Consider the following 19,826-nt stretch of genomic DNA (forward strand, 5'->3'; position numbering starts at 1 on the left):
CGCCCACTCAGTCGCGGGGCCGGTTGACCAGCCGCGAGAAGACGATCGCGCTGCGCGTGTGGTCGACGTTCGGGGCGACACGCAGGCGCTCGAGCGCGTCCTCGAGGCTCGTGATGTCGCGGGCGCGCATCTGCACGATCGCGTCGGCGCTGCCGGTGACCGTGCCGGCGTAGACCACCTCCGGAACGTTCTGCAGGATGCGCTGGAGCTCCTCGGGCGCGACCGTGCCGCGGCAGAACAGCTCGACGTACGCCTCGGTGCTCATGCCGTCGACCGTCGGGTCGACCTGGATCGTGAACGCCCGGATGACGCCGTCTGCGACGAGGCGGTCGACGCGGCGCTTCACCGCGGATGCGGACAGTCCGACGGTCGACCCGATGTCGCCGTAGCTCGCACGTGCGTTCTGACGCAGGAGGTCGAGGATGCTGCGATCGAGGTTGTCCATGCGGGGGAGTGTAGGCGGGATCGTTGCGTCATGGGACCCCGCGACGCAGCATCTCGCGCGCTCGTGATCGAATCGATGCAGAGTCGGGCGTCCGGCGGCACGGATCGCCCAGGTACCGCGACGCGTCGGCCGGAGGCATCCGGTCATCGGTGCCCGTCGATTGTGCACGAATCGATTCGACGCCGGCCCGAATTCGCCTAGCGTGGAACCCATGCTGACTGACACCCCCGTACGCCTCGGCGTCCAGCTCCACCCGCAGCACACGACCGCCCAGCAGATGCGGGACGCGGTGCTGCGCTCGGAGGAGCTCGGCGTCGACATCGTCTTCAACTGGGACCACTTCTACCCGCTCTACGGCGAGGCCGACGGCCCGCACTTCGAGTCGTGGACCCTGCTCGCCGCCTGGGCCGAGCAGACCGAGCGCGTCGAGCTCGGCGCGCTCGTGAACTGCAACAGCTACCGCAACCCCGACCTGCAGGCCGACATGGCCCGCACGATCGACCACATCAGCGCCAAGGGCGGCGAGGGCCGCTTCATCTTCGGCACCGGCTCGGGCTGGTTCGAGCGCGACTACGACGAGTACGGCTACGACTTCGGCAGCGTCGGTTCGCGCCTCGACGACCTCACCGACGCGCTGCCGCGCATCGAGGCCCGCTGGGCGAAGCTCAACCCTGCGCCGACGCGCGACATCCCGGTGCTCATCGGCGGCAAGGGCGAGCAGAAGACGCTGAAGCTCGTGGCCAAGCACGCCGACGTCTGGCACAGCTTCGTCAAGCCCGACGAGATCGCGCACAAGGTCTCGGTCATCGACGCGTGGGGCGAGAAGGTCGGGCGCGACACGTCGGGCATCGTGGTCTCGAACGAGCTCGCGCGCGCCGACGACGAGAAGGCCGACGCGTACTACGACGCGGGCGTGCGCATGTTCACGCTCGGCCTCAACGGGCCCGACTACGACGTGACCGAGGTCAAGCGCTGGCTCGCCTGGCGCGACGCCAAGAACGCCTGACCCGGGGTCGAGAGGCGCACGGATGCTGCGTGCCGACGCTGAGCACGCAGCATCCGTGCGCCTCGATCGCTGTCGTGCAGCGCTCGGGCGTGTGACACTGGAAACGGCGTCCCGCACCGTCTGCGGGGCTCGAGGAGAGTGACCTGGTCCGCCGACACCCTGCGGCGTCGCCGCGGCTGCCGGTCCTCGCCGGCACCGTTGCACCGCCGCCGACGAGTGAAGGAGGCGCGATGTCGATCGCCACAGACAACCCCACCGACGAGCAGGCCCTGACCACCGGCCCGGCCGGTTCCGGCGCCCTGGCCCGCACGACCGCCGCCCGCCCCGAGCGCAGGGCGGTGCGGAAGACGGTGCTGATGTGCCGCCCCGAGCACTTCACGGTGGTCTACCGCATCAACCCGTGGATGAACCCCGCCCTGCCGACCGACACGAGCCTCGCGGTGCAGCAGTGGCAGGCCCTGTACGACACGTACGTGCAGCTCGGCTACGACGTGCAGCTCATCGACCCGATCGCCGGGCTGCCCGACATGGTCTACGCGGCCAACGGCGGATTCGTGCTCGACGGCATCGCCTACGGCGCGAGCTTCACCCACCCCGAGCGGCAGGCCGAGGGCCCCGCCTACATGGACTGGTTCGATGCGGCCGGGTTCCGCGTGCACCGCCCGGTCGAGATCAACGAGGGGGAGGGCGACTTCCTGCTCGTCGGCGACGCGATCCTCGCCGGCACCGGCTTCCGCAGCGACTCCCGTTCGCACGAGGAGATCGGCCGGGTGTTCGGTCGCGAGGTCGTGACCCTGCGCCTGGTGAACCCGAGCTACTACCACCTCGACACCGCGCTCGCGGTGCTCGACCCCACGCCCGGCCGCGAGCACATCGCCTACCTGCCGACTGCGTTCGACGAGGCGTCCCGCGCCGTGCTCGAGGCCCGCTACCCCGACGCGATCATCGTGTCGGAGGAGGACGCCGCGATCCTCGGCCTCAACTCGTTCAGCGACAACCGCAACGTCGTCATCGCCGCCCGCGCGGAAGGCTTCGCCGAGCAGCTGCGCGCCCACGGCTACACCCCGATCGGCGTCGACCTCTCCGAGCTGCTGCTCGGCGGCGGCGGCGTGAAGTGCTGCACCCTGGAGCTGCGCCGATGATCCACACCGCCGAGAACGCCACCGAAGCCGCGATCGCCCTCGAGGAGGCGCACGCGGCGCACAACTACCACCCGCTGCCCGTGGTCGTCGCCTCGGGCGAGGGCGCCTGGGTGACGGATGTCGAGGGGCGACGCTACCTCGACTGCCTCGCCGCCTACTCGGCGGTGAACTTCGGGCACGGGCATCCGCAGCTCGTCGCCGCCGCGCACGCGCAGCTCGACCGCATCACGCTCACCAGCCGCGCGTTCCACAACGACCGGCTCGGGCCGTTCGTGACCGAGCTCGCCGAACTCGTCGGCATGGACATGGTGCTGCCGATGAACACGGGCGCCGAGGCGGTCGAGTCGGCGATCAAGGTCGCGCGCGCCTGGGGGTACCGGGTCAAGGGCGTGCCGACGGATGCCGCGAACATCGTCGTCATGGCCGGCAACTTCCACGGCCGCACCACCACGATCGTCTCGTTCAGCGACGACCCCGACGCGCGCGCCGACTTCGGCCCGTTCACGCCGGGCTTCCGGGCGGTGCCCTACGGCGACGCCGACGCGGCGGCCGACGCGATCGACGCGAACACCGTTGCGGTGCTCGTCGAGCCGATCCAGGGCGAGGCGGGCATCGTCGTGCCGCCGGCCGACTTCCTGCCGCGGGTGCGCGAGCTGTGCGACGCGAACGGCGTGCTGCTCATCGCCGACGAGATCCAGTCGGGGCTCGGCCGCACCGGCTCGACGCTCGCGTGCGACCTGGTCGGCGTGCGCCCCGACCTCGTGACGCTCGGCAAGGCGCTCGGCGGCGGCATCGTGCCGGTGTCGGCCGTCGTCGGCAGCGCCGACGTGCTCGGCGTGCTGCGGCCCGGCGAGCACGGCTCGACGTTCGGCGGCAACCCGCTGGCCGCCGCGGTTGGCCTCGAGGTCGTGCGGCTGCTCGCGAGCGGCGAGCCCCAGGCCCGCGCGCGCGACCTCGGGGCGCGGCTGCGCGCCCGGCTCGACGCGCTCGTCGGGCGCGGCGTCGTCGCCGTGCGCGGCGCCGGGCTCTGGGCGGGCATCGACATCGACCCCGCGCTCGGCACGGGCCGCGAGGTCTGCGAGGCGCTCATGCGCCGCGGAGTGCTGGCGAAGGACACCCACGGGTCGACGATCCGGCTCGCGCCGCCGATCGTCGTCGAGGCATCCGACCTCGACTGGGCCGTCGACCAGCTCGAGGCCGTGCTCGCGGAGCTCGCCGGCTGAGCCGGTGGGCTGCGCTGCTCAGGAACCTGGGCCGGATCCCAGGAGCCACGGCGGGCGACACGCCGTGTGAGGCGGTTGCTCGGGCGCCGAGGTCCTGAGAAGCGACCTCCTCAGGGCCGGCGCTCGGCGACGCGCGTCGACGTGAGGGCGAGCACGAGGAACGCGACGGTGCTGCCGACGAGCACCGCGAGCGGCAGCGCCCACCCCGAGGTCGCCTCGTGCAGCGCGCCGAGCAGCGGCGGGCTGAGGGCCGCCACGAGGTAGCCGCCGCCCTGCACGATCGCGGACATGCCGGCCGCCTCGCGGTCGCTGCGCGCGCGCCGCACCATGACCGTGAAGATGACGACGAACCCGCCGCCCTGCGCGACCCCGCCGATGACCTCCCACAGCACGTACGCCTCGGGCGCGACGAGCAGGCCCACCGGCAGGCTCACCCAGAGCGCGCCGACCAGGGCCGCGGGCACCCACTGCGGGGCACGCGCGCCGACCAGCGGCACGCCCAGCGCGCCGACGATCGCCGCGACCTGGAACACCGACGATGCGACGCCGGCTCCGACCGCGTCGATCCCGTGCAGGTCCGACAGCATCGACGGCAGCCACGACGTGAAGCCGTAGTACGACCACGCCTGCGCCGCGAAGGCGAGGGTCAGCAGCCACGTGAGCGGGTTGCGCCATGCGGAGTCCTGCGCGCCCGAGCGGTCGCTGCGCCGGTGGTCCACGATCGTGATGCCGCCCGTGAGGGCCTCCGGCGGTGCCGGCGCCGCCGACTCGGTGTGCGGCGGTGCCTGCGGGACGTGCGGCGACCGGCGGGCGCTGGCGTTCCGGCGACGCAGGTACGCGCTCCACACGACGAGCGCGGCGATCACGAGCACGCCCCAGGCGGTCGTCGCCGCGCGCCAGCCCACGAGATCGGCGAGCGGGGCCGTCGCGAGGGTGGTGAGCATCGTGCCGACGTTGAACATCGCGGCGTAGCCGCCGGTGACGAGTGTCGCGCGCTCGGGTGGCACGTCGCGTCGGATGACCACGGGCATGACCACGTTGCCGATGGTGATGGCGACCCCGATCACGACCATGCCGGCGAACGCCAAGGCGGTGCCGGCGCTCGCGCGGATGATCGTGCCGGCGAGGACCCCGACGAGGGCGATGAGCACGGCACGCTCGGCCCCGCTCAGCCGGATCACGAGCGCCGCGATCGGCGTGGCCAGCGCGAAGCAGAGCACGGCGAGCGTCGTCAGGAGCCCCGCGGTGGCGGGGGTCAGGCCGAGGTCGTCCTCGATGCGCTCGATCACCGGTGCGAGTGCGACGATGGGCGCACGCAGGTTCAGGGCGACGAGCATGATGCCCGCCGTGAGCAGCCACGGGAACGCGCGGCCGGCTGCGTCCCGGTCTGGAGGTGTCACTGCGTCCGATCGTACGCGGTGACCGGTGGGGGCCCCGGTCCGGCCGGGGCATCCGTCGTCGACCGCACTCGACCCGCGGGCGCCACGGGCATAGCATGACGCCATGAGCGACGATGTCGCCGAGCCCGCGCCGGGGGACGCGAGCCCTTCGGAGGGCGAGCCCCGCCTGCCGGGTGTCGGCACGACGGACGACCACGGGTTCTTCGGGCAGCCGCGCGCGCTCGCCAACATCTTCGGCGTGGAGATGTGGGAGCGGTTCAGCTTCTACGGCATGCAGGGCATCCTGCTGCTGTACCTGTACTACTCCGCGTCCGAGGGCGGCCTCGGCATGGAGCAGTCGACGGCGGCCGGCATCGTCGGCGCCTACGGGGGAGCGGTCTACCTGTCGACCGTGCTCGGCGCCTGGATCGCCGACCGGCTGTTCGGCTCGGAACGGGTGCTGTTCTGGAGCGCCGTCGTCATCATGTTCGGGCACATCGCGCTCGCGCTGCTGCCGGGGTTCTGGGGCGTCGGCGTCGGGTTGATCCTGGTGGCGCTCGGCAGCGGTGGGCTGAAGGCGAACGCCACCGCCGTCGTGGGCACGCTCTACCGCCCGGAGGACCCGCGGCGCGACGCCGGCTTCTCGCTGTTCTACCTCGGCATCAACCTCGGGGCGTTCCTGGGGCCGCTGCTGACCGGGCTGCTGCAGTCGACCATGGGGTTCCACTGGGGCTTCGGCCTGGCCGCGGTCGGCATGGCGATCGGCCTCATCCAGTACTCGTTCGGCCGCCGGCGCATCCCCGACGTCGCTCGCGAGGTCCCCAACCCGCTGCCCGCCGATCGCCGGGTGATCGCGGCGGTGATCGCGGCCGTCGCGATCGTGCTGGTCCTGGTCGGCGTGCTGCTCGGACTCGTGAACGCCAACAACCTCGTGACCCTCGTGATCGCGGGCACCGTCATCGCGGCGATCGCGTACTTCGCCGTCATCCTGACGTCGCAGCGCATCGACGCGACCGAGCGGTCGCGCGTCTACGCGTTCATCCCCCTGTTCATCACGAGCGTCGGCTTCTGGTCGCTGTACCAGCAGCAGTTCACCGTGCTCACGATCTACTCCGACGAGCAGCTCGACCGGTCGATCCTCGGCTGGGAGATGCCCGTGCCGTGGGTGCAGTCGATCAACCCGATCTTCATCATCATCCTGTCGGGCGTCTTCGCCGCGCTCTGGACCAAGCTCGGCACCAGGCAGCCGTCGACCCCCGTGAAGTTCGCGCTCGGGACCGTGGTGATGGGGGTCGCGTTCCTGCTGTTCCTCCCGTTCGCCGACGGCGGCAAGAACTCCACGCCGCTGCTGTGGATGGTGCTCATCCTCTTCACGTTCACCGTCGCCGAGCTGCTGCTGTCGCCCGTGGGGCTCTCGGTCGCGACGAAGCTCGCCCCCGCCATCTTCCGCACGCAGATGGTCGCGCTGTTCTTCCTGTCGATCGCGCTCGGCACGTCGATCGCCGGGCTCCTCGCCGAGTTCTACACGCGGGTCAACGAGGCCACGTACTTCGGGGTGCTGGGCGCGATCGCCATCGTGATCGGCGCGTGCCTGTTCCTCGCCGTGCGCCCGGTGCTGCGGCTCATGCGGGGTGTGCGCTGACCCGACGCGCGGCATGCCGTTCGCGCTAGGCTGCGCGCATGTCGAACACGCTCGTGGTCATTCCCACGTACGACGAGCGGGAGAACCTCGGGCCGATCGTCGCCCGCGTCCGCGCGGCCGTTCCCGACGCCTCGGTGCTGGTCGTCGACGACAGCTCGCCCGACGGCACGGGTGAGCTCGCCGACGAGATGGCGACGCGTGACGCGGCCCTGCACGTGCTGCATCGCGCCGGCAAGGAGGGACTCGGAGCGGCCTACCTCCACGCGTTCGACTGGGCCCTCGAGCGCGGGTACGACCCGGTCGTGCAGATGGACGCCGACGGCTCGCACCTGCCCGAGGAGCTGCCGCGACTGCTGGCACGGCTCGAGGCGGCGGATGCCTCCGGCACGACGCCCGACGTCGTCGTGGGCTCGCGCTGGGTCGACGGGGGGTCGGTGGAGAACTGGCCCACGCACCGGCGGCTGGTGTCCCGCATGGGGAGCGCCTACGCGCACCTGGTGCTGCGCCTTCCGGCGCGCGACGCGACGGCGGGCTACCGGGTGTTCCGCGCCGACGCGCTGCGCCGGATCGACCTCGCCGACGTGCACTCGCGCGGGTACGGGTTCCAGGTGGACGTGCTCTGGCATGCGCACCGCGCCGGGCTCGTGGTGGCCGAGGAGCCCGTGCGATTCGTCGACCGCGAGCACGGGGCGAGCAAGATGAGCGTCGGCATCGCGGTCGAGGCCGCGCTGCGCGTGACGGGCTGGGGCCTGCGCGGGTGGTGGGACGCGCTCCGCGGGCGTGGTCGCCCGTCGCGGCGCGACGCGGTCGGCTCCGTCGCGGGCGGTTCCGCCGGCGACGCCTGAGGCGCCCGGGTCAGACGGCCAGCTGCAGCGGGTCGGCGAGCAGGCGCGACCGTGCGCTGGCGAACCCGCCGAGCAGCGCGGCGTCGGTTCCGGCGGCGGCGGCGAGCACCAGCGGCACCTGCTCGGGATCGTCGCTGAGGAACCCGTCGGTCGCGACCGCGTCGGCGATGTCGCCGACGAGCTCGGCCCAGTAGCCGCCGACCACGATCGCCGACGGGTCGAGGGCGGTGTCGAGCGCGCGCAGCGCGCGCCCGATCCAGAGCACCGCGTCGTTCCACGACCAGACCGCGTGCTGGTCGTTGGCGTCGATGCGGTCGCGCAGCTCCTCGAGCGCGGCGGCCAGGCCGTGCTCGCGTCGCAGCTCGGTCAGGCCCGCGCGCTCGAGCACGATCTCGGGACCGGCGATCGTGACGAGGCAGCCGTGCTGTCCGCAGCGGCAGGGCACCCCGGTGGGATCGATCGCGAGGTGCCCGAGCGCCCCGGCGGATCCGAAGGCGCCCGGCAGGACCGCGCCGTCGACGACGACCGCGCCGCCGAGGCCGCTCTGGCCGGAGACGTACACGAACCCGCGCGGGGCGTCGGGCGCGTCGAGTTCGGCGTGCGCCGCCGCGGTGCCCTCGCCGAGCAGCGTCACCGCCTGGGGCAGGCCGGGCTCGAGCGCGAGCAGGCGCGGCATCCGCTCCCGCAGGCCCCCGATGACGTCGACGTCGCGCCAGCCCAGCTCGTGGTCGACGCGCACGATGGCGGGCTCGCCGCCGACGACGCCCGAGGCGACCAGGGTGACGGCGCCGACCCGGCGGTCGCGCTGGTCGGCGGCGCCGATCGCCGCGTCGAGCACCTGCGCGAGGACGTCGAGCACGGTGCCCGGGTCCTCGACGGGGCCGCCGTGGCGGGCGGTGAATCGTGCGAGCTCGTCGCCGGAGATCGCGTGCAGCACGGCGACGGCCGCGTCGGCGTCGATGCGCGCCGTGATGAGGGCGAGGTCGTCGGTGGCCAGGCGCAGCACCGTGCGCGGCCGGCCGCCGCCGTTCCCACCGCCGACGGTCGCCTCGCGCACGACGCCGGCGTCGATGAGGGTGGACGCGAGCGTGCGGATGGATCCCCGTGCGAGGCCCGTCGCGTCGGCGAGCTCGGTCCGCGAGACCGGCCCCTCGGCGGCGAGCCGCCCGACGACCAGCGCGAGGTTCCGCGTGCGTGCGTCGGGATCCGCCATCGGTGCGCGCGCCATGGCGTCCCCCATCCGTTCCCCTCGGATCATGTCGCCAGCATGGCACACGCCGGGCGCGCGGGGGAGTCCCCTAGGGGGTGTCGTCGCGGGCGGTTCCCGGGGCGTCGAGGGCGTCGATGAGCACCCGGAGGTGCGCGGCCATGTCGATGTCCGGGTCCAGCATCCACTGGGTCTGGAGCCCGTCGGCCGCGGCGGCGAGCACCGCCGCGAGCGCGTCGGGGTCGAGGTCGGCGCGCACGACGCCGGCGTCCTGCTGCGTGCGGAGGTGGTCGGCCATGCCGGCACGGAAGGTGCGGTAGCGCTCGACGAAGTACTCGTGCGCGGGGTGCGCGGGGTCGGATGCCTCGACCGACAGCTGCGCGTAGAGCTGCACGAGCCCGGGGACCCCCGTGTTCCCGCGCACGACGTCGACGAAGGCGTCGAGCGACCGGCCGGTCGTCCGGTCGATGCTCCGGGCGTCGCGCTCGTCGCGCATGCGGAGCACCTCGGCGAAGAGCTCCTCCTTGCTGCCGAAGTAGTGGAGCAGGCCCGCCTGGCTGAGTCCGACCGCGTCGGCGAGCTCCTTGACGGACGCGCCCCGGTAGCCGTTGCGCGCGATGACGTCGAGCGCGGTGGAGAGGATCTCCTCGCGCTTGGCGATGCCCTTCGCGTACGAGCCCCTGCGTGCCATGCGGACGATGCTAGCGGCTCGGCAGGTCGGCCAGTGAAAACCAAGTGACCACTTGAAATACAAAACCGTGCGAGCTATGGTTTCCTCACCGCGCCGGTGCGTTCCCCTCGTCCGGCGGCCCGGTGCCAGAACGAAGGAGCGATGATGACCGACACGATGACGCCCCCCGAGGCGACGGCCGGGGCGACCGGCCGCGTGGTGGAGCCGGCCGACCTCACCCTCGAGGAGAAGGCGTCGCTGACCAGCGGTGCGAGCTTCTGGACCACGAAGCCGATCGAGCGCGTGGGGCTCCCGGCCATCATGCTGACGGACGGCCCGCACGGCGTGCGCAAGCAGCGCGCGAGCGCCGATCACCTGGGCATCGCCGACAGCGTGCCGGCCACCTGCTTCCCGCCGGCCGTCGCGCTGGGCTCGTCGTTCGACCCCGCGCTCCTCGAGCGCGTCGGCGTCGCGCTGGGCGAGGAATCGCTGGCCGAGGACGTGGGCGTGCTGCTCGGCCCGGGCATCAACATCAAGCGCTCGCCGCTGTGCGGCCGCAACTTCGAGTACCTCTCCGAGGACCCGATCGTCTCGGGCGTCATGGGCGCCGCGCTGGTGCGCGGCCTCCAGTCGCAGGGCGTCGGCGCGTCGCTGAAGCACTTCGCCGCGAACAACCAGGAGACCGACCGCATGCGGGTCTCGGCCGACATCGACGAGCGTCCGCTGCGAGAGATCTACCTCCGCGGGTTCCAGCGGGTCGTGCAGGACGCCCAGCCGTGGACCGTCATGTGCTCGTACAACCGGCTCAACGGGGTCCACACGTCGGAGGACCCGTGGCTGCTCACGACGGTCCTTCGCGACGAGTGGGGCTTCGAGGGCCTCGTGGTCTCCGACTGGGGCGCCGTGAACGACCGCGTGACGGGCCTCGTCGCCGGGCTCGACCTCGAGATGCCGTCGAGCGGGGGGCGCACCGACGCCCAGCTGGTCGCCGCGGTCCGGGCGGGGGAGCTCGACGAGGCCGCGCTCGACCGCGCGGTGCAGCGCAACCTCGACCTCGTCCGCAAGGCCGTGGCCGGTGCGCGGCCGGATGCGGCGTACGACGTCGACGCCCACCACGCGCTCGCCCGCGAGGTCGCCGCGGCGAGCATCGTGCTGCTCCGCAACGAGGGCGGCGTGCTCCCGCTCGACCCGGCGGCGTCCGTCGCCGTCATCGGCGAGCTCGCCCGCACCCCGCGCTACCAGGGCGCCGGTTCGTCGCTCATCAACCCGACCCGCCTGGACGACGCGCTCACCCAGATCCGCCGGGTCGCCGGCGACGACGTCCCGTTCGCCGCGGGCTACACCGCCGACGGCTCCGTCGACGCCTCGCTCGCCGAGGAGGCGGTGGCCGCCGCATCCGCGGCCGGCACGGTGCTGCTGTTCCTCGGCGTCCCGGCCGAGCTCGAGTCCGAGGGATTCGACCGCGACGACATCGAGCTGCCGACCGCCCAGCTCGAGCTCGCCGAGCGCGTCGTCGCCGCCAACCCGAACACGGTCGTCGTGCTCTCGAACGGCGGCGTGGTGCGCCTGCCGTTCGCCGAGCGCGTGCCGGCGATCCTCGAGGGCTGGCTGCTCGGCCAGGCCGGCGGCGGCGCGGTCGCCGACGTGCTCTACGGCCGCGTGAACCCGTCGGGCCGCCTCGCCGAGACCATCCCGCACCGCCTCGAGGACAGCCCCGCGTTCCTCGACTTCCCGGGCGAGCACTCGCACGTGCGCTACGGCGAGGGGCTGTTCGTGGGCTATCGCTGGTACGACGCCCGCGCCATCGACGTGGCGTTCCCCTTCGGCCACGGCCTGTCGTACACGACCTTCGGGTACGCGGATGCCTCGGCCGAGGCCACCGCGGACGGCGTCGTCGTGCGCGTGACCGTGGCCAACACGGGCGATCGCGACGGCGCCGAGGTCGTGCAGGTCTACTCGGCGCTGCCCGGCTCGAACGTCGTCCGCGCGCCGCGCGAGCTCAAGGGCTTCGCCAAGGTGTTCGTGCCGGCAGGAGAATCGCGCGTCGCCGAGGTGCACCTGCGTCGCGACGACCTCGCGTACTGGGACACGCGCGCCGGCGCCTGGATCGTGGAGGGCGGCGCGTACGAGCTGTCCATCGGGGCGTCGAGCCGCGACCTGCGGGCGACCGCGACCGTCGAGGTGGCGGGCGACGACGTGCGGGCGCCGCTGACCATGGACTCGACCATCGGCGAGGTCGTGGCCCACCCGGTCGCAGGTCCGGTGCTGCTGCAGGCGCTTGCGGGCGAGGGCTCCGTGCTGGCCGACCCCGCGATGTTCAAGATGCTGGCCTCGTTCCCGATCGGCAGGCTCACGTCGTTCCCGGGGATGCCGATCACCCGCGACGACGTCGAGCAGCTCCTCGCGACGGGCAACGCCGCGTCGTAGCATCCGCACCCACGCGGGGTCGACGCACCTGCGTCGGCCCCGCGTCGTGCGTCGCCCGGGTGCCCGCCTGTCGGCGCTCAGTCGGAGAGGTCGACCACCTCGTCGAGGAACGCGCGCAGTTCCGCCGCCATGTCGACCCCGTCGGGGTCGAGCAGCCACTGCACCTGCAGTCCGTCCATGACGGCGACGACCTGGCGGGCCGCCGACGCGGGCGACGTGCCCGACCGCAGGCGGCCCAGCTCGCGGCATCCGTCGAATGCGCGCTCGAGCCGACCCACGGTGTCGGCGTACCGCGTGACGAAGTACTCGTGCGCCGGATGGCCGGGATCGGTGGCCTCCGCCGAGAGCGTGCAGTACAGCGCGACCACGCCCGGTACCGACGCGTTGTAGCGGGCGAGCTCGACGAGCCCGCGGAGCGAGGCACGCGGATCCGCGTCGTCCTCGCCGAGCACCTCGAGCGACCGCTCGTCGCGGTGCTCGAGCACGGCCGCCAGCAGCGCGCTCTTGTTCGGGAAGTGGTGCAGCAGGCCCGCCTCGCTCATGCCGACGGCGGCGGCGATGTCGCGGATCGACCCCGAGCGGAAGCCGCCCCGCGCGAACACGTCGAGCGCCGCGTCGAGGATCGCGGCGCGCGTCGCCTTCGTCTTCGCGTACGGGCCGCGCCTGCGGCTCGTCGCCGCGACCTGGTCCGCCATATGCCCGTGCCTCCCGCCCCGTCGCAGTCGAGCGTACCCGTGCGGCGCCGGGGAACGGGATCAGTCGCGCGGCTCGACGCGGAGGGTCGTCGCGGCCGCGGCCGGCGCGACCATCGCGCGGGTCGGCCCGGTGTCGCCGTACTTGGCGAAGTACGCGTCGTCGACGGCGTCGTCTCGGGTGTCGTCCGGGATGAAGGCGACCCTGCGGGTCACGTCGTTCCAGCTGATCGCGCCCTCGAGGTGGCGCAGGGCGCCGCGGTACCACTGGCCCTCGGCGCCCTTGTAGGAGCGGACGTAGAGCGCGCCGTCCACGACGACCTGCCACACGATCGTGAGGGTCCGCAGCGACCCGTCCGCCCGTCGGCCGGCGACGCGGATCTCGTGGTCGCGCTCGAGCTCGGCGAGGTCATCGGGGGTCCACGTGGGCATGGTGCTTCCTCTCGTCATGGACGTTCCCCACCACTCTGCCGTGCTGCGGCACGGGATGACAGGTCCTGGCGGTACCTGTCACGATGGGGCCTCCCGCGCACGCTCGCGACGGGATGGACTGGTCTCGCCGCGCCGTCCACGCAGGTGCGCGGCGAACCATCGCGAAGGAGATCCGAGACCCCATGAAGGCCACCCTGATGTACGGTGCCGGCGACGTGCGCGTCGAGACGGTGCCCGACCCGAGCATCCGCCGGCCCACCGACGCGATCGTGCGCACGGTCCGCACGTGCGTGTGCGGCAGCGACCTGCACCCGTTCCACTCGATGCCGCATGCGGAGCACGGCCGGCCCATGGGTCACGAGCTCATCGGCGTCGTGGAGGAGATCGGCGAGGCGGTCACCACCCTGCAGCGCGGCGACTTCGTCATCGCCTCGTTCGCGTTCCAGGACAACACGTGCGTGTTCTGCGGCGAGGGCGTGCACACGTCCTGCGTCAACGGCGGCTTCTACGGCAATGCCCACGTCGGCGGCCTCCAGGCCGAGCTCGCCCGCATCCCGCAGGCCGACGGCTCGCTCGTGAAGGTGCCGGGGGTCGACCCCGCCGGTGCCGATCCGGGCCTGCTCGCGTCGCTCCTGACCCTGTCGGACGTGTACCTCACCGGCTACCACGCCGCGCACACGGGGCGCGTGGAGCCGGGCAAGACCGTCACCGTGATCGGGGATGGCGCGGTCGGGCTCTCGGCCGTGCTCGCGTCGCGCACGCTGGGCGCCGAGCGCATCATCCTGATGGGCCGCCACCGCTCCCGCACCGACCTGGGCGTCGAGTGGGGTGCGACGGACGTCGTCGCCGAGCGCGGCGCGGAGGGCATCGCGAAGGTCATGGACCTGACCGGCGGCGAGGGCAGCCACGTCGTGCTCGAGGCCGTCGGCCACATGCCCGCGTACGAGCAGTCGGTCGGCGTGGTGCGCCCGGGCGGCGTCATCTCGCGGGTCGGCGTGCCGCAGTACGAGGAGGCCCCGGTCGGCTTCGGCTCGCTGTTCGGCAAGAACGTCACCCTGACGGGCGGCCCGGCGCCCGTGCGCGCCTACCTCGAGCCGGCGATCCGGCAGGTGCTCGACGGCGAGATCGACCCGGGCCGCGTGTTCGACCGCACGGTCGGCATCGACGACGTGCCCGCCGCGTACGCCGCGATGGACGCCCGCGAGGCGCTCAAGGTCATGGTGGGGTTCTGAGGGCCGCCCGCCGGCACGAGGCCCCGGACAGGGGAGGGGCACGATGAGCACCGAACTGCAACCCACGGGAGCCACCGTGCAGGGACCCCGAGGAGTGGTTCACCGGTCCTGACCCCCTTCGCCGAGTGCGCTCGAACCGACGCGAACGACCCCGATCCGGGGCATCCGGCGTCGGATCGAGCACCCTCGACGTTCGGAGGGCGGGATTGCGTGGGGGCGGGGTCGGGGTCGGGGCCGGGTGGGGGCGGCGCTGGGCGGGTTCGGGGGCGTCCTCAGACGGGCGTGAACTCGTCCTCGTGGGTGGCCGCCCACGACGCGAGCACCCGCAGCGCGTCGGCCGACGGCGAGCCCGCCGGCGCGGTGTAGACGTTCAGCACGAGCCCCGGCTCGCTCGGCAGCTCCATCGACTCGTAGTCGAGGTCGAGGTCGCCGACCACGGGGTGGTGCAGGCGCTTTCGGCCGCTGCGGTGGAACTTCACGTCGCGCGAGGCCCAGCGCTCGCGGAAGAGCTCGCTCTGCGTCGACAGCTCGCCGACGAGCCGGATGAGGTCGGGGTCGTGCGGGGTGCGGCCGGCCTCCAGCCGCAGCATGGCCGCCGCGTCGTGCGTGATCTGGTCGTAGTCGCGCCAGAACTCGCGCGCCGCCGGGTTCAGGTAGGCGAAGCGCGTGGTGTTCACCGGGCGGTGCGGGTCGTCGAAGACGGGCGAGTAGAGCGCCCGGCCGAGCAGGTTCGCCGCGAGGATGTCGTGCCGTGCGTTGCGCACCCACGCGGGGGCATCCGTCACCGCATCGAGCACCTGCTGCACCGCCGGTCGCACGAACGGCGCCTGCCGGGCCGAGCCCACGGGCCGCGCGCGGCCGGGGCCCTGGGCGCGGGCGAGGTCGAACAGGTACTGCCGCTCGGCCTCGTCGAGCCCGAGGGTCGTCGCGAGCGCGTCGAGCACCCCGTCGGACGCCCCCGCGAGGTTGCCGCGCTCGAGGCGCACGTAGTAGTCGACGGAGACGCCCGCGAGCATCGCGACCTCCTCGCGCCGCAGGCCGGTCACGCGGCGGTTGCCGCCGTACGCGGGCAGGCCCGCCTGGTCCGGCGTGATGCGGGCGCGCCGGGAACTCAGGAACTCCCGGATCTCGTCGCGCAGCTCGGCCATGCCTCCACGGTATGCCCCTGCCCGCGCCGCTGGGAGGCCCTGCGAGTGCCCGTCTCGCGGCATGCGCGTTCCGAGACCCGTCGAACCGCTGCGCTCTGGGCGCCGGGAGTGCAGGGCATCGACGGGTCCGGATGGGCGCCGCCCGAGACCCGTCGAACAGCTGCGTGCTGAGGGCCGGGAGCGCAGGGAATCGACGGGTCTCAGTGCGCCGGGTCGCGCGAGGCGCGCAGCGCGTCGACGAGGGTCGCCGCGTCGTACGGGCCCTTGTGGCGCTTGTCGCCGATGAAGAAGGTCGGCGTCGAGTGCAGGTCCATCACCTCGGCGTCGAGCGCGTCGTCGGTCACCCGGTTGGCGACCTCGGTCGAGTTGAAGTCCTCCAGGAACCGGTCGGCGTCGAGGCCGAGCTGGTTCGCGTACGTGCACAGGTCGTCGACGTCGAGCCGGTCCTGGTTGGCGAACAGCAGCTGGCCCATGTCGAAGAACGCCCCCTGCTTCGCGGCGGCCTCCGCGGCGCGGGCCGCGTCGACGGCGTGCTCGTGCACCTCGGTCAGCGGCAGGTGGCGCCAGACGTAGCGCAGTTCGTCGCCCAGCACCGAGCGCACGTGGTCGATCGAGCCCGTGGCGCGGCTGCAGAACGGGCACTCGAAGTCGCCGTACTCGACCAGCGTCAGCGGCGCGTCGACGGGGCCGCGGATGTGGTCGCGCTCGGGGTCGACGGGCCGCGCCAGCGTGCCGCCCACCGGGACGGGCGGCTGGAACCGGTCTCCGAGGCGGAAGATCGCCCACGCCAGCAGGAAGGCGACGACGGATGCCACGAGCACGCCGAACCGCGCCTCCGACTGGGCGAGCGGGTCCTCGATGGCGATGTCGACGATGAAGAGCGAGATGGTGAAGCCGATGCCCGACAGTGCCGCGCCGCCGGCGACGCGCACCAGGGTCAGTCCCGGCGCGAGCGTGCCGATGCCGGTGGCGCGCACGATCGCGGTGGTCGCCGTGATACCGACGAACTTGCCGATCACGAGCCCGGCGACGATGCCCCAGAAGAGCATCGAGCCGAGCGCCGCGCCGACGGTCTCGGCGTCGAGGCGCACGCCCGCGTTCGCGAGCGCGAACAGCGGCAGCACGAGGTACGTCACGTACGGCGAGTACGCCGTCTGGAGACGCTCGTTCACCGAGATCGACTCGCGCAGGCCCCGCGTCGCGGCGGCCGCGTACTCGGAGCTCGGAGACTGGCGGAACGCCGTCGTGAGTTCCATCGCGCGCTCGACGTCGCGGCGTCGCGGCGGGAAGACCGGGATCAGCAGCGCGATGGCCACGCCGGCGAGGGTCGGATGCACGCCGGACGAGTACATCGCCGCCCAGGCCGCGATCGAGAGCACGACGTACGCGGGGCCGCGACCGACCGGCAGGTAGCGCACGAGGAAGATGCCGGCGAGGAACACGACGCAGAGCAGGAGCGGGAAGAGCTGGATGTCGGAGCTGTAGAAGATCGCGATCGCCCCGAGCGCGCCGACGTCGTCGACCACGGCCAGGGTGAGCAGGAAGATGCGCAGCCGCGCGGGGAACCTCGGGCCGATCACGGCCAGCGCGCCGACCAGGAACGCCGTGTCGGTCGAGATGACGACACCCCAGGCGGATGCCTCGTCGGTGCGCCCGGCGAGGGCCAGGAAGACCAGCGCGGGTACGACCAGGCCCGCGACCGCCGCGATCATCGGCACCATCGCACGCGAACGGTCGGTGAGCTCGCCGATCGTGATCTCTCGCTTGACCTCCAGCCCGATGGCGAAGAAGAACAGCGTCATGATGCCGTCGTTGACGAGGTGGCGCAGGCTGATGTGGAAGTCGAAGCCGCCGACCGCGAGCTCGATCTCGGTCGACCAGAACTCGTCGTAGGTCGCGTTCCACGGCGAGTTCGCCCAGAGGATCGCGGCGAGCGTCGCGAGCAGGAGGAGGCCCGCCGCGGTGCGCTCCGTCGAGCCGCCGCTGAAGCGCGGACGGCGCGAGCGGGTGGGCCGGGCGCGTCCCGGGGGTCCCGCCGGGGCGGTCGTGAGTTCGATCCGTTCCGCCATGCCGTCCCGTCCGTCGCGTGCCTGACGCTCACGGTAGCGTCGCGGAGACCCCGTGAGCCAGTCGCATCCACACTCCGAGCCCAGGGAAGCGGCGCAACCCCTCGTCGTGACCGCGCGTCGGTGACAGACTGGGACGGCGTGGGCGGGGCCACCGGCGCACCGCCCGGGGAGGGAGCACGATGGCACGCTCGGATCGAGCCCGGTCGCGGGTGTCGAAGCGCGCGAAGGCGGTGCGGGCGAAGTCGGTGCGCAAGGCGAGGCGCGCCGCGGACGAGGCGGCCCGGGCGTCGGTGCGAGCGCGGCGAGAGGCGCGTGAGGCGGCCGACCAGGCGCTGCAGGCCGCCCGCCGTGCATCGGTTGCGGCCGCCGCGCTGCCGGGGAAGGCGCGCCGGAAGGTCGACGAGGCGGTCGTGCGGGCCACTGACTCGGCGCGTGCCTCGCGCCGGTCGGCCAGGTCTGCGCCCGACCGGGCGGCGGCCTCGGCCCGTGCCGCGAAGCGCGACGTCGAACGCGCCGCGGACCGCGCCGAGGCGAGCAGCACGCGCGAGGCGCGGCGCGCCGCGAAGCGCACCTACAAGGTCAAGCGGAAGGCGTTGAAGCAGCGGCGCAAGCAGCTCAAGGCCGTGCAGAAGATGGCCAGCGCGGCGTCGCTGTCGGTCACGACCGCGTCGCTCGCGAACCGGTCGAGCTCGCGGGCGGGCTGACGCCCGGAGGCATCCGCCCGACCCGCGAGCCGTCGTCGACTAGGAGGCCTTCGGGCCGGTCGACTTCGCTGCGGTGCTCGGCTTCGACGCCGACTTCGCGGCGGTGGACTTCGCCGCTGCGGTCTTCGTGCCGGTCGTCTTCGCCGCTGCGGTCTTCGTGCCGGTCGTCTTCGCCGCTGCGGTCTTCGTGCCGGTCGACTTCGCCGCGCCCGTCTTCGGGCCCGTCGACTTCGACGCAGCGGCCTTCGTGCCGGTCGACGCGGTCGACCGGTTCGCCCGCACGGTCGCGGGCTTCGATGCGGCGGCCTGCCCGGCGGCATCCGCCACCGGCTTGGCGACCGGCACCATGCGCGACAGCTGCGTGACGTGCTGCGGGCCGAGCTCGTCCAGCGACGAGACCTCGAGCAGCTTCATCGTGCGTTCGATCTCGGTGCGGAGGATCGAGATGGTCTTGTCGACGCCGCGGCGGCCGCCGGCCATGAGGCCGTAGAGGTACGCGCGGCCGATGAGCGTGAAGCGCGCGCCGAGCGCGATCGACGCGACGATGTCGGCGCCGTTCATGATGCCGGTGTCGACGTGCACCTCCATGTCGCCGCCGACCTCGCGCACGACGTGCGGGAGCAGGTGGAACGGGATGGGCGCGCGGTCGAGCTGGCGGCCGCCGTGGTTCGAGAGCACGACGCCGTCGACGCCGCGGTCGGCGAGCAGCTTCGCGTCCTCGACGGTCTGCACGCCCTTCACGACGATCTTGCCCGGCCACATCTCGCGGATCACGTCGAGGTCGTCGAACGAGATCGTCGGGTCCATGGCGGAGTCGAGCAGCTCGCCCACGGTGCCGCCGGTCGACGACAGCGAGGCGAACTCGAGCGGCGGGGTGGTGAGGAAGTTGATCCACCAGGCCGGGCGGGGGATGGCGTTGATCACGGTGCCGAGCGTGAGCTGCGGCGGGATCGAGAAGCCGTTGCGCTTGTCGCGCAGGCGGGCGCCGGCGACCGGGGTGTCGACCGTGAAGAAGAGCGTGTCGAAGCCCGCGGCGGCGGCACGGTGCACGAGGCCGTAGGAGATCTCGCGCTGGCGCATGACGTAGAGCTGGAACCAGTTGCGGCCGTTCGGGTTGGCGGCCTTCACGCCCTCGATCGAGGTGGTGCCGAGGGTCGACAGCGTGAACGGGATGCCCGCGGCGCCGGCCGCTCCGGCACCGGCCTCCTCGCCCTCGGTCTGCATGAGGCGGGTGAAGCCCGTCGGCGCGATGCCGAACGGCAGCGCGCTGCGCTCGCCCAGCACCTCGCGGCTGGTGTCGACGACGGGCACGTTGCGCAGGATCGACGGGTGGAACTCGACGTCCTGGAATGCCTGGCGTGCGCGGGCCAGCGAGAGCTCGCCCTCTGCGGCGCCCTCGGTGTAGTCGAACGGCGCCTTCGGGGTGCGGCGCTTCGCGATGTCGCGGAGGTCCCAGATCGTGAGGGCCGACTCGAGCCGACGGTCGGTGGGGTTCAGGGTCGGGGTCTTGAACCGCATGAGCTGTGCGAGCTCCTTGGGGTTCGGCATCTGTCGCTGCACCAT

General features: G+C 72.9%; 16 protein-coding genes and 1 pseudogene. 8 read left to right on the forward strand and 9 right to left on the reverse strand.

Annotated elements, in window-relative coordinates; translation table 11 throughout:
* Positions 1–7: 7 nt before the first annotated feature.
* Positions 8–445: an Lrp/AsnC family transcriptional regulator gene (locus ABZK10_RS06365; protein ID WP_353808339.1), complete on the reverse strand. Its 438-nt coding sequence runs from the start codon at positions 443–445 to the stop codon at positions 8–10.
* 211 nt (positions 446–656) lie between these two features.
* Between ABZK10_RS06365 and ABZK10_RS06370 the strand changes: the two genes are divergently transcribed.
* The 3 genes from ABZK10_RS06370 (at position 657) to rocD (ending at position 3,816) form a co-directional block, all read left to right on the forward strand.
* Positions 657–1,451 carry an LLM class F420-dependent oxidoreductase gene (locus tag ABZK10_RS06370; protein WP_353808340.1) on the forward strand — a complete coding sequence of 265 codons (795 nt, stop codon included), beginning with the start codon at positions 657–659 and terminating at the stop codon, positions 1,449–1,451.
* 230 nt (positions 1,452–1,681) lie between these two features.
* The gene (gene ddaH / locus ABZK10_RS06375) at positions 1,682–2,593 is read left to right on the forward strand and encodes a dimethylargininase (protein ID WP_353808341.1); all 912 of its coding nucleotides are present in this window, start codon (positions 1,682–1,684) and stop codon (positions 2,591–2,593) included.
* The gene (gene rocD, locus ABZK10_RS06380; RefSeq protein ID WP_353808342.1) at positions 2,590–3,816 is read left to right on the forward strand and encodes an ornithine--oxo-acid transaminase; all 1,227 of its coding nucleotides are present in this window, start codon (positions 2,590–2,592) and stop codon (positions 3,814–3,816) included. The genes ddaH and rocD overlap by 4 nt, the downstream gene beginning before the upstream one ends.
* 110 nt (positions 3,817–3,926) lie before the next feature.
* Here the strand turns inward: rocD and ABZK10_RS06385 are convergent, their stop codons facing one another.
* Complete coding sequence (locus ABZK10_RS06385; protein ID WP_353808343.1) at positions 3,927–5,216, reverse strand: MFS transporter; 1,290 nt, start codon at positions 5,214–5,216, stop codon at positions 3,927–3,929.
* A gap of 103 nt (positions 5,217–5,319) precedes the next feature.
* Here ABZK10_RS06385 and ABZK10_RS06390 point away from each other — a divergent pair, with 103 nt between their 5' ends.
* Both ABZK10_RS06390 and ABZK10_RS06395 read left to right on the forward strand, forming a co-directional pair.
* On the forward strand, positions 5,320–6,837 hold the full coding sequence (locus ABZK10_RS06390; protein ID WP_353808345.1) for a peptide MFS transporter: 1,518 nt from the start codon (positions 5,320–5,322) through the stop codon (positions 6,835–6,837).
* A gap of 38 nt (positions 6,838–6,875) precedes the next feature.
* Positions 6,876–7,682: a polyprenol monophosphomannose synthase gene (locus ABZK10_RS06395; RefSeq protein WP_353808346.1), complete on the forward strand. Its 807-nt coding sequence runs from the start codon at positions 6,876–6,878 to the stop codon at positions 7,680–7,682.
* 10 nt (positions 7,683–7,692) lie between these two features.
* Here ABZK10_RS06395 and ABZK10_RS06400 read toward each other — a convergent pair whose 3' ends face one another.
* Together ABZK10_RS06400 and ABZK10_RS06405 are read right to left on the reverse strand one after the other, a co-directional pair.
* Entirely contained in the window at positions 7,693–8,910 is a 1,218-nt protein-coding gene (locus ABZK10_RS06400; RefSeq protein WP_353808347.1) for an ROK family protein, read from the reverse strand.
* A gap of 70 nt (positions 8,911–8,980) precedes the next feature.
* Positions 8,981–9,580 carry a TetR/AcrR family transcriptional regulator gene (locus tag ABZK10_RS06405; RefSeq protein ID WP_353808348.1) on the reverse strand — a complete coding sequence of 200 codons (600 nt, stop codon included), beginning with the start codon at positions 9,578–9,580 and terminating at the stop codon, positions 8,981–8,983.
* Positions 9,581–9,724: 144 nt separating this feature from the next.
* On the opposite strand from ABZK10_RS06405, the gene ABZK10_RS06410 reads away from it, so the two are divergent.
* The gene (locus tag ABZK10_RS06410) at positions 9,725–11,986 is read left to right on the forward strand and encodes a glycoside hydrolase family 3 C-terminal domain-containing protein (protein WP_353808349.1); all 2,262 of its coding nucleotides are present in this window, start codon (positions 9,725–9,727) and stop codon (positions 11,984–11,986) included.
* Between the two features lie 77 nt (positions 11,987–12,063).
* Here ABZK10_RS06410 and ABZK10_RS06415 read toward each other — a convergent pair whose 3' ends face one another.
* Entirely contained in the window at positions 12,064–12,681 is a 618-nt protein-coding gene (locus tag ABZK10_RS06415) for a TetR/AcrR family transcriptional regulator (protein ID WP_353808350.1), read from the reverse strand.
* Positions 12,682–12,741: 60 nt separating this feature from the next.
* The gene (locus tag ABZK10_RS06420; protein WP_353808351.1) at positions 12,742–13,110 is read right to left on the reverse strand and encodes a DUF2255 family protein; all 369 of its coding nucleotides are present in this window, start codon (positions 13,108–13,110) and stop codon (positions 12,742–12,744) included.
* A gap of 182 nt (positions 13,111–13,292) precedes the next feature.
* Here ABZK10_RS06420 and ABZK10_RS06425 point away from each other — a divergent pair, with 182 nt between their 5' ends.
* Positions 13,293–14,342 (forward strand): zinc-binding dehydrogenase, encoded by a 1,050-nt coding sequence (locus ABZK10_RS06425; RefSeq protein WP_353808352.1) that lies wholly within the window; start codon positions 13,293–13,295, stop codon positions 14,340–14,342.
* Positions 14,343–14,614: 272 nt separating this feature from the next.
* Here the strand turns inward: ABZK10_RS06425 and ABZK10_RS06430 are convergent, their stop codons facing one another.
* Together ABZK10_RS06430 and nhaA are read right to left on the reverse strand one after the other, a co-directional pair.
* Positions 14,615–15,490, reverse strand: coding sequence for a helix-turn-helix transcriptional regulator (locus tag ABZK10_RS06430; protein ID WP_353808353.1), 876 nt, complete (start codon positions 15,488–15,490; stop codon positions 14,615–14,617).
* A 200-nt stretch (positions 15,491–15,690) separates the two neighbouring features.
* The gene (nhaA, locus tag ABZK10_RS06435; RefSeq protein ID WP_353808354.1) at positions 15,691–17,559 is read right to left on the reverse strand and encodes a Na+/H+ antiporter NhaA; all 1,869 of its coding nucleotides are present in this window, start codon (positions 17,557–17,559) and stop codon (positions 15,691–15,693) included.
* Between the two features lie 179 nt (positions 17,560–17,738).
* Here nhaA and ABZK10_RS06440 point away from each other — a divergent pair, with 179 nt between their 5' ends.
* Complete coding sequence (locus ABZK10_RS06440; protein WP_353808355.1) at positions 17,739–18,263, forward strand: hypothetical protein; 525 nt, start codon at positions 17,739–17,741, stop codon at positions 18,261–18,263.
* A gap of 330 nt (positions 18,264–18,593) precedes the next feature.
* On the opposite strand, the pseudogene ABZK10_RS06445 reads toward ABZK10_RS06440, so the two are convergent.
* Positions 18,594–19,826: pseudogene (locus tag ABZK10_RS06445) on the reverse strand (alpha-hydroxy acid oxidase); the annotation flags it as partial.

It is taken from the genome of Agromyces sp. SYSU T00194 (assembly GCF_040496035.1).
GTDB lineage: Bacteria > Actinomycetota > Actinomycetes > Actinomycetales > Microbacteriaceae > Agromyces > Agromyces chitinivorans.

Coding starts and splice junctions, on each gene's coding strand:
- ABZK10_RS06365 (WP_353808339.1), bottom strand. CDS start 445: ATGGACAACCTCGATCGCAGCATCCTCGACCTCCTGCGTCAGAACGCA.
- ABZK10_RS06370 (WP_353808340.1), top strand. CDS start 657: ATGCTGACTGACACCCCCGTACGCCTCGGCGTCCAGCTCCACCCGCAG.
- ddaH (WP_353808341.1), top strand. CDS start 1,682: ATGTCGATCGCCACAGACAACCCCACCGACGAGCAGGCCCTGACCACC.
- rocD (WP_353808342.1), top strand. CDS start 2,590: ATGATCCACACCGCCGAGAACGCCACCGAAGCCGCGATCGCCCTCGAG.
- ABZK10_RS06390 (WP_353808345.1), top strand. CDS start 5,320: ATGAGCGACGATGTCGCCGAGCCCGCGCCGGGGGACGCGAGCCCTTCG.
- ABZK10_RS06395 (WP_353808346.1), top strand. CDS start 6,876: ATGTCGAACACGCTCGTGGTCATTCCCACGTACGACGAGCGGGAGAAC.
- ABZK10_RS06400 (WP_353808347.1), bottom strand. CDS start 8,910: ATGGCGCGCGCACCGATGGCGGATCCCGACGCACGCACGCGGAACCTC.
- ABZK10_RS06405 (WP_353808348.1), bottom strand. CDS start 9,580: ATGGCACGCAGGGGCTCGTACGCGAAGGGCATCGCCAAGCGCGAGGAG.
- ABZK10_RS06410 (WP_353808349.1), top strand. CDS start 9,725: ATGACCGACACGATGACGCCCCCCGAGGCGACGGCCGGGGCGACCGGC.
- ABZK10_RS06415 (WP_353808350.1), bottom strand. CDS start 12,681: ATGGCGGACCAGGTCGCGGCGACGAGCCGCAGGCGCGGCCCGTACGCG.
- ABZK10_RS06420 (WP_353808351.1), bottom strand. CDS start 13,110: ATGCCCACGTGGACCCCCGATGACCTCGCCGAGCTCGAGCGCGACCAC.
- ABZK10_RS06425 (WP_353808352.1), top strand. CDS start 13,293: ATGAAGGCCACCCTGATGTACGGTGCCGGCGACGTGCGCGTCGAGACG.
- ABZK10_RS06430 (WP_353808353.1), bottom strand. CDS start 15,490: ATGGCCGAGCTGCGCGACGAGATCCGGGAGTTCCTGAGTTCCCGGCGC.
- nhaA (WP_353808354.1), bottom strand. CDS start 17,559: ATGGCGGAACGGATCGAACTCACGACCGCCCCGGCGGGACCCCCGGGA.
- ABZK10_RS06440 (WP_353808355.1), top strand. CDS start 17,739: ATGGCACGCTCGGATCGAGCCCGGTCGCGGGTGTCGAAGCGCGCGAAG.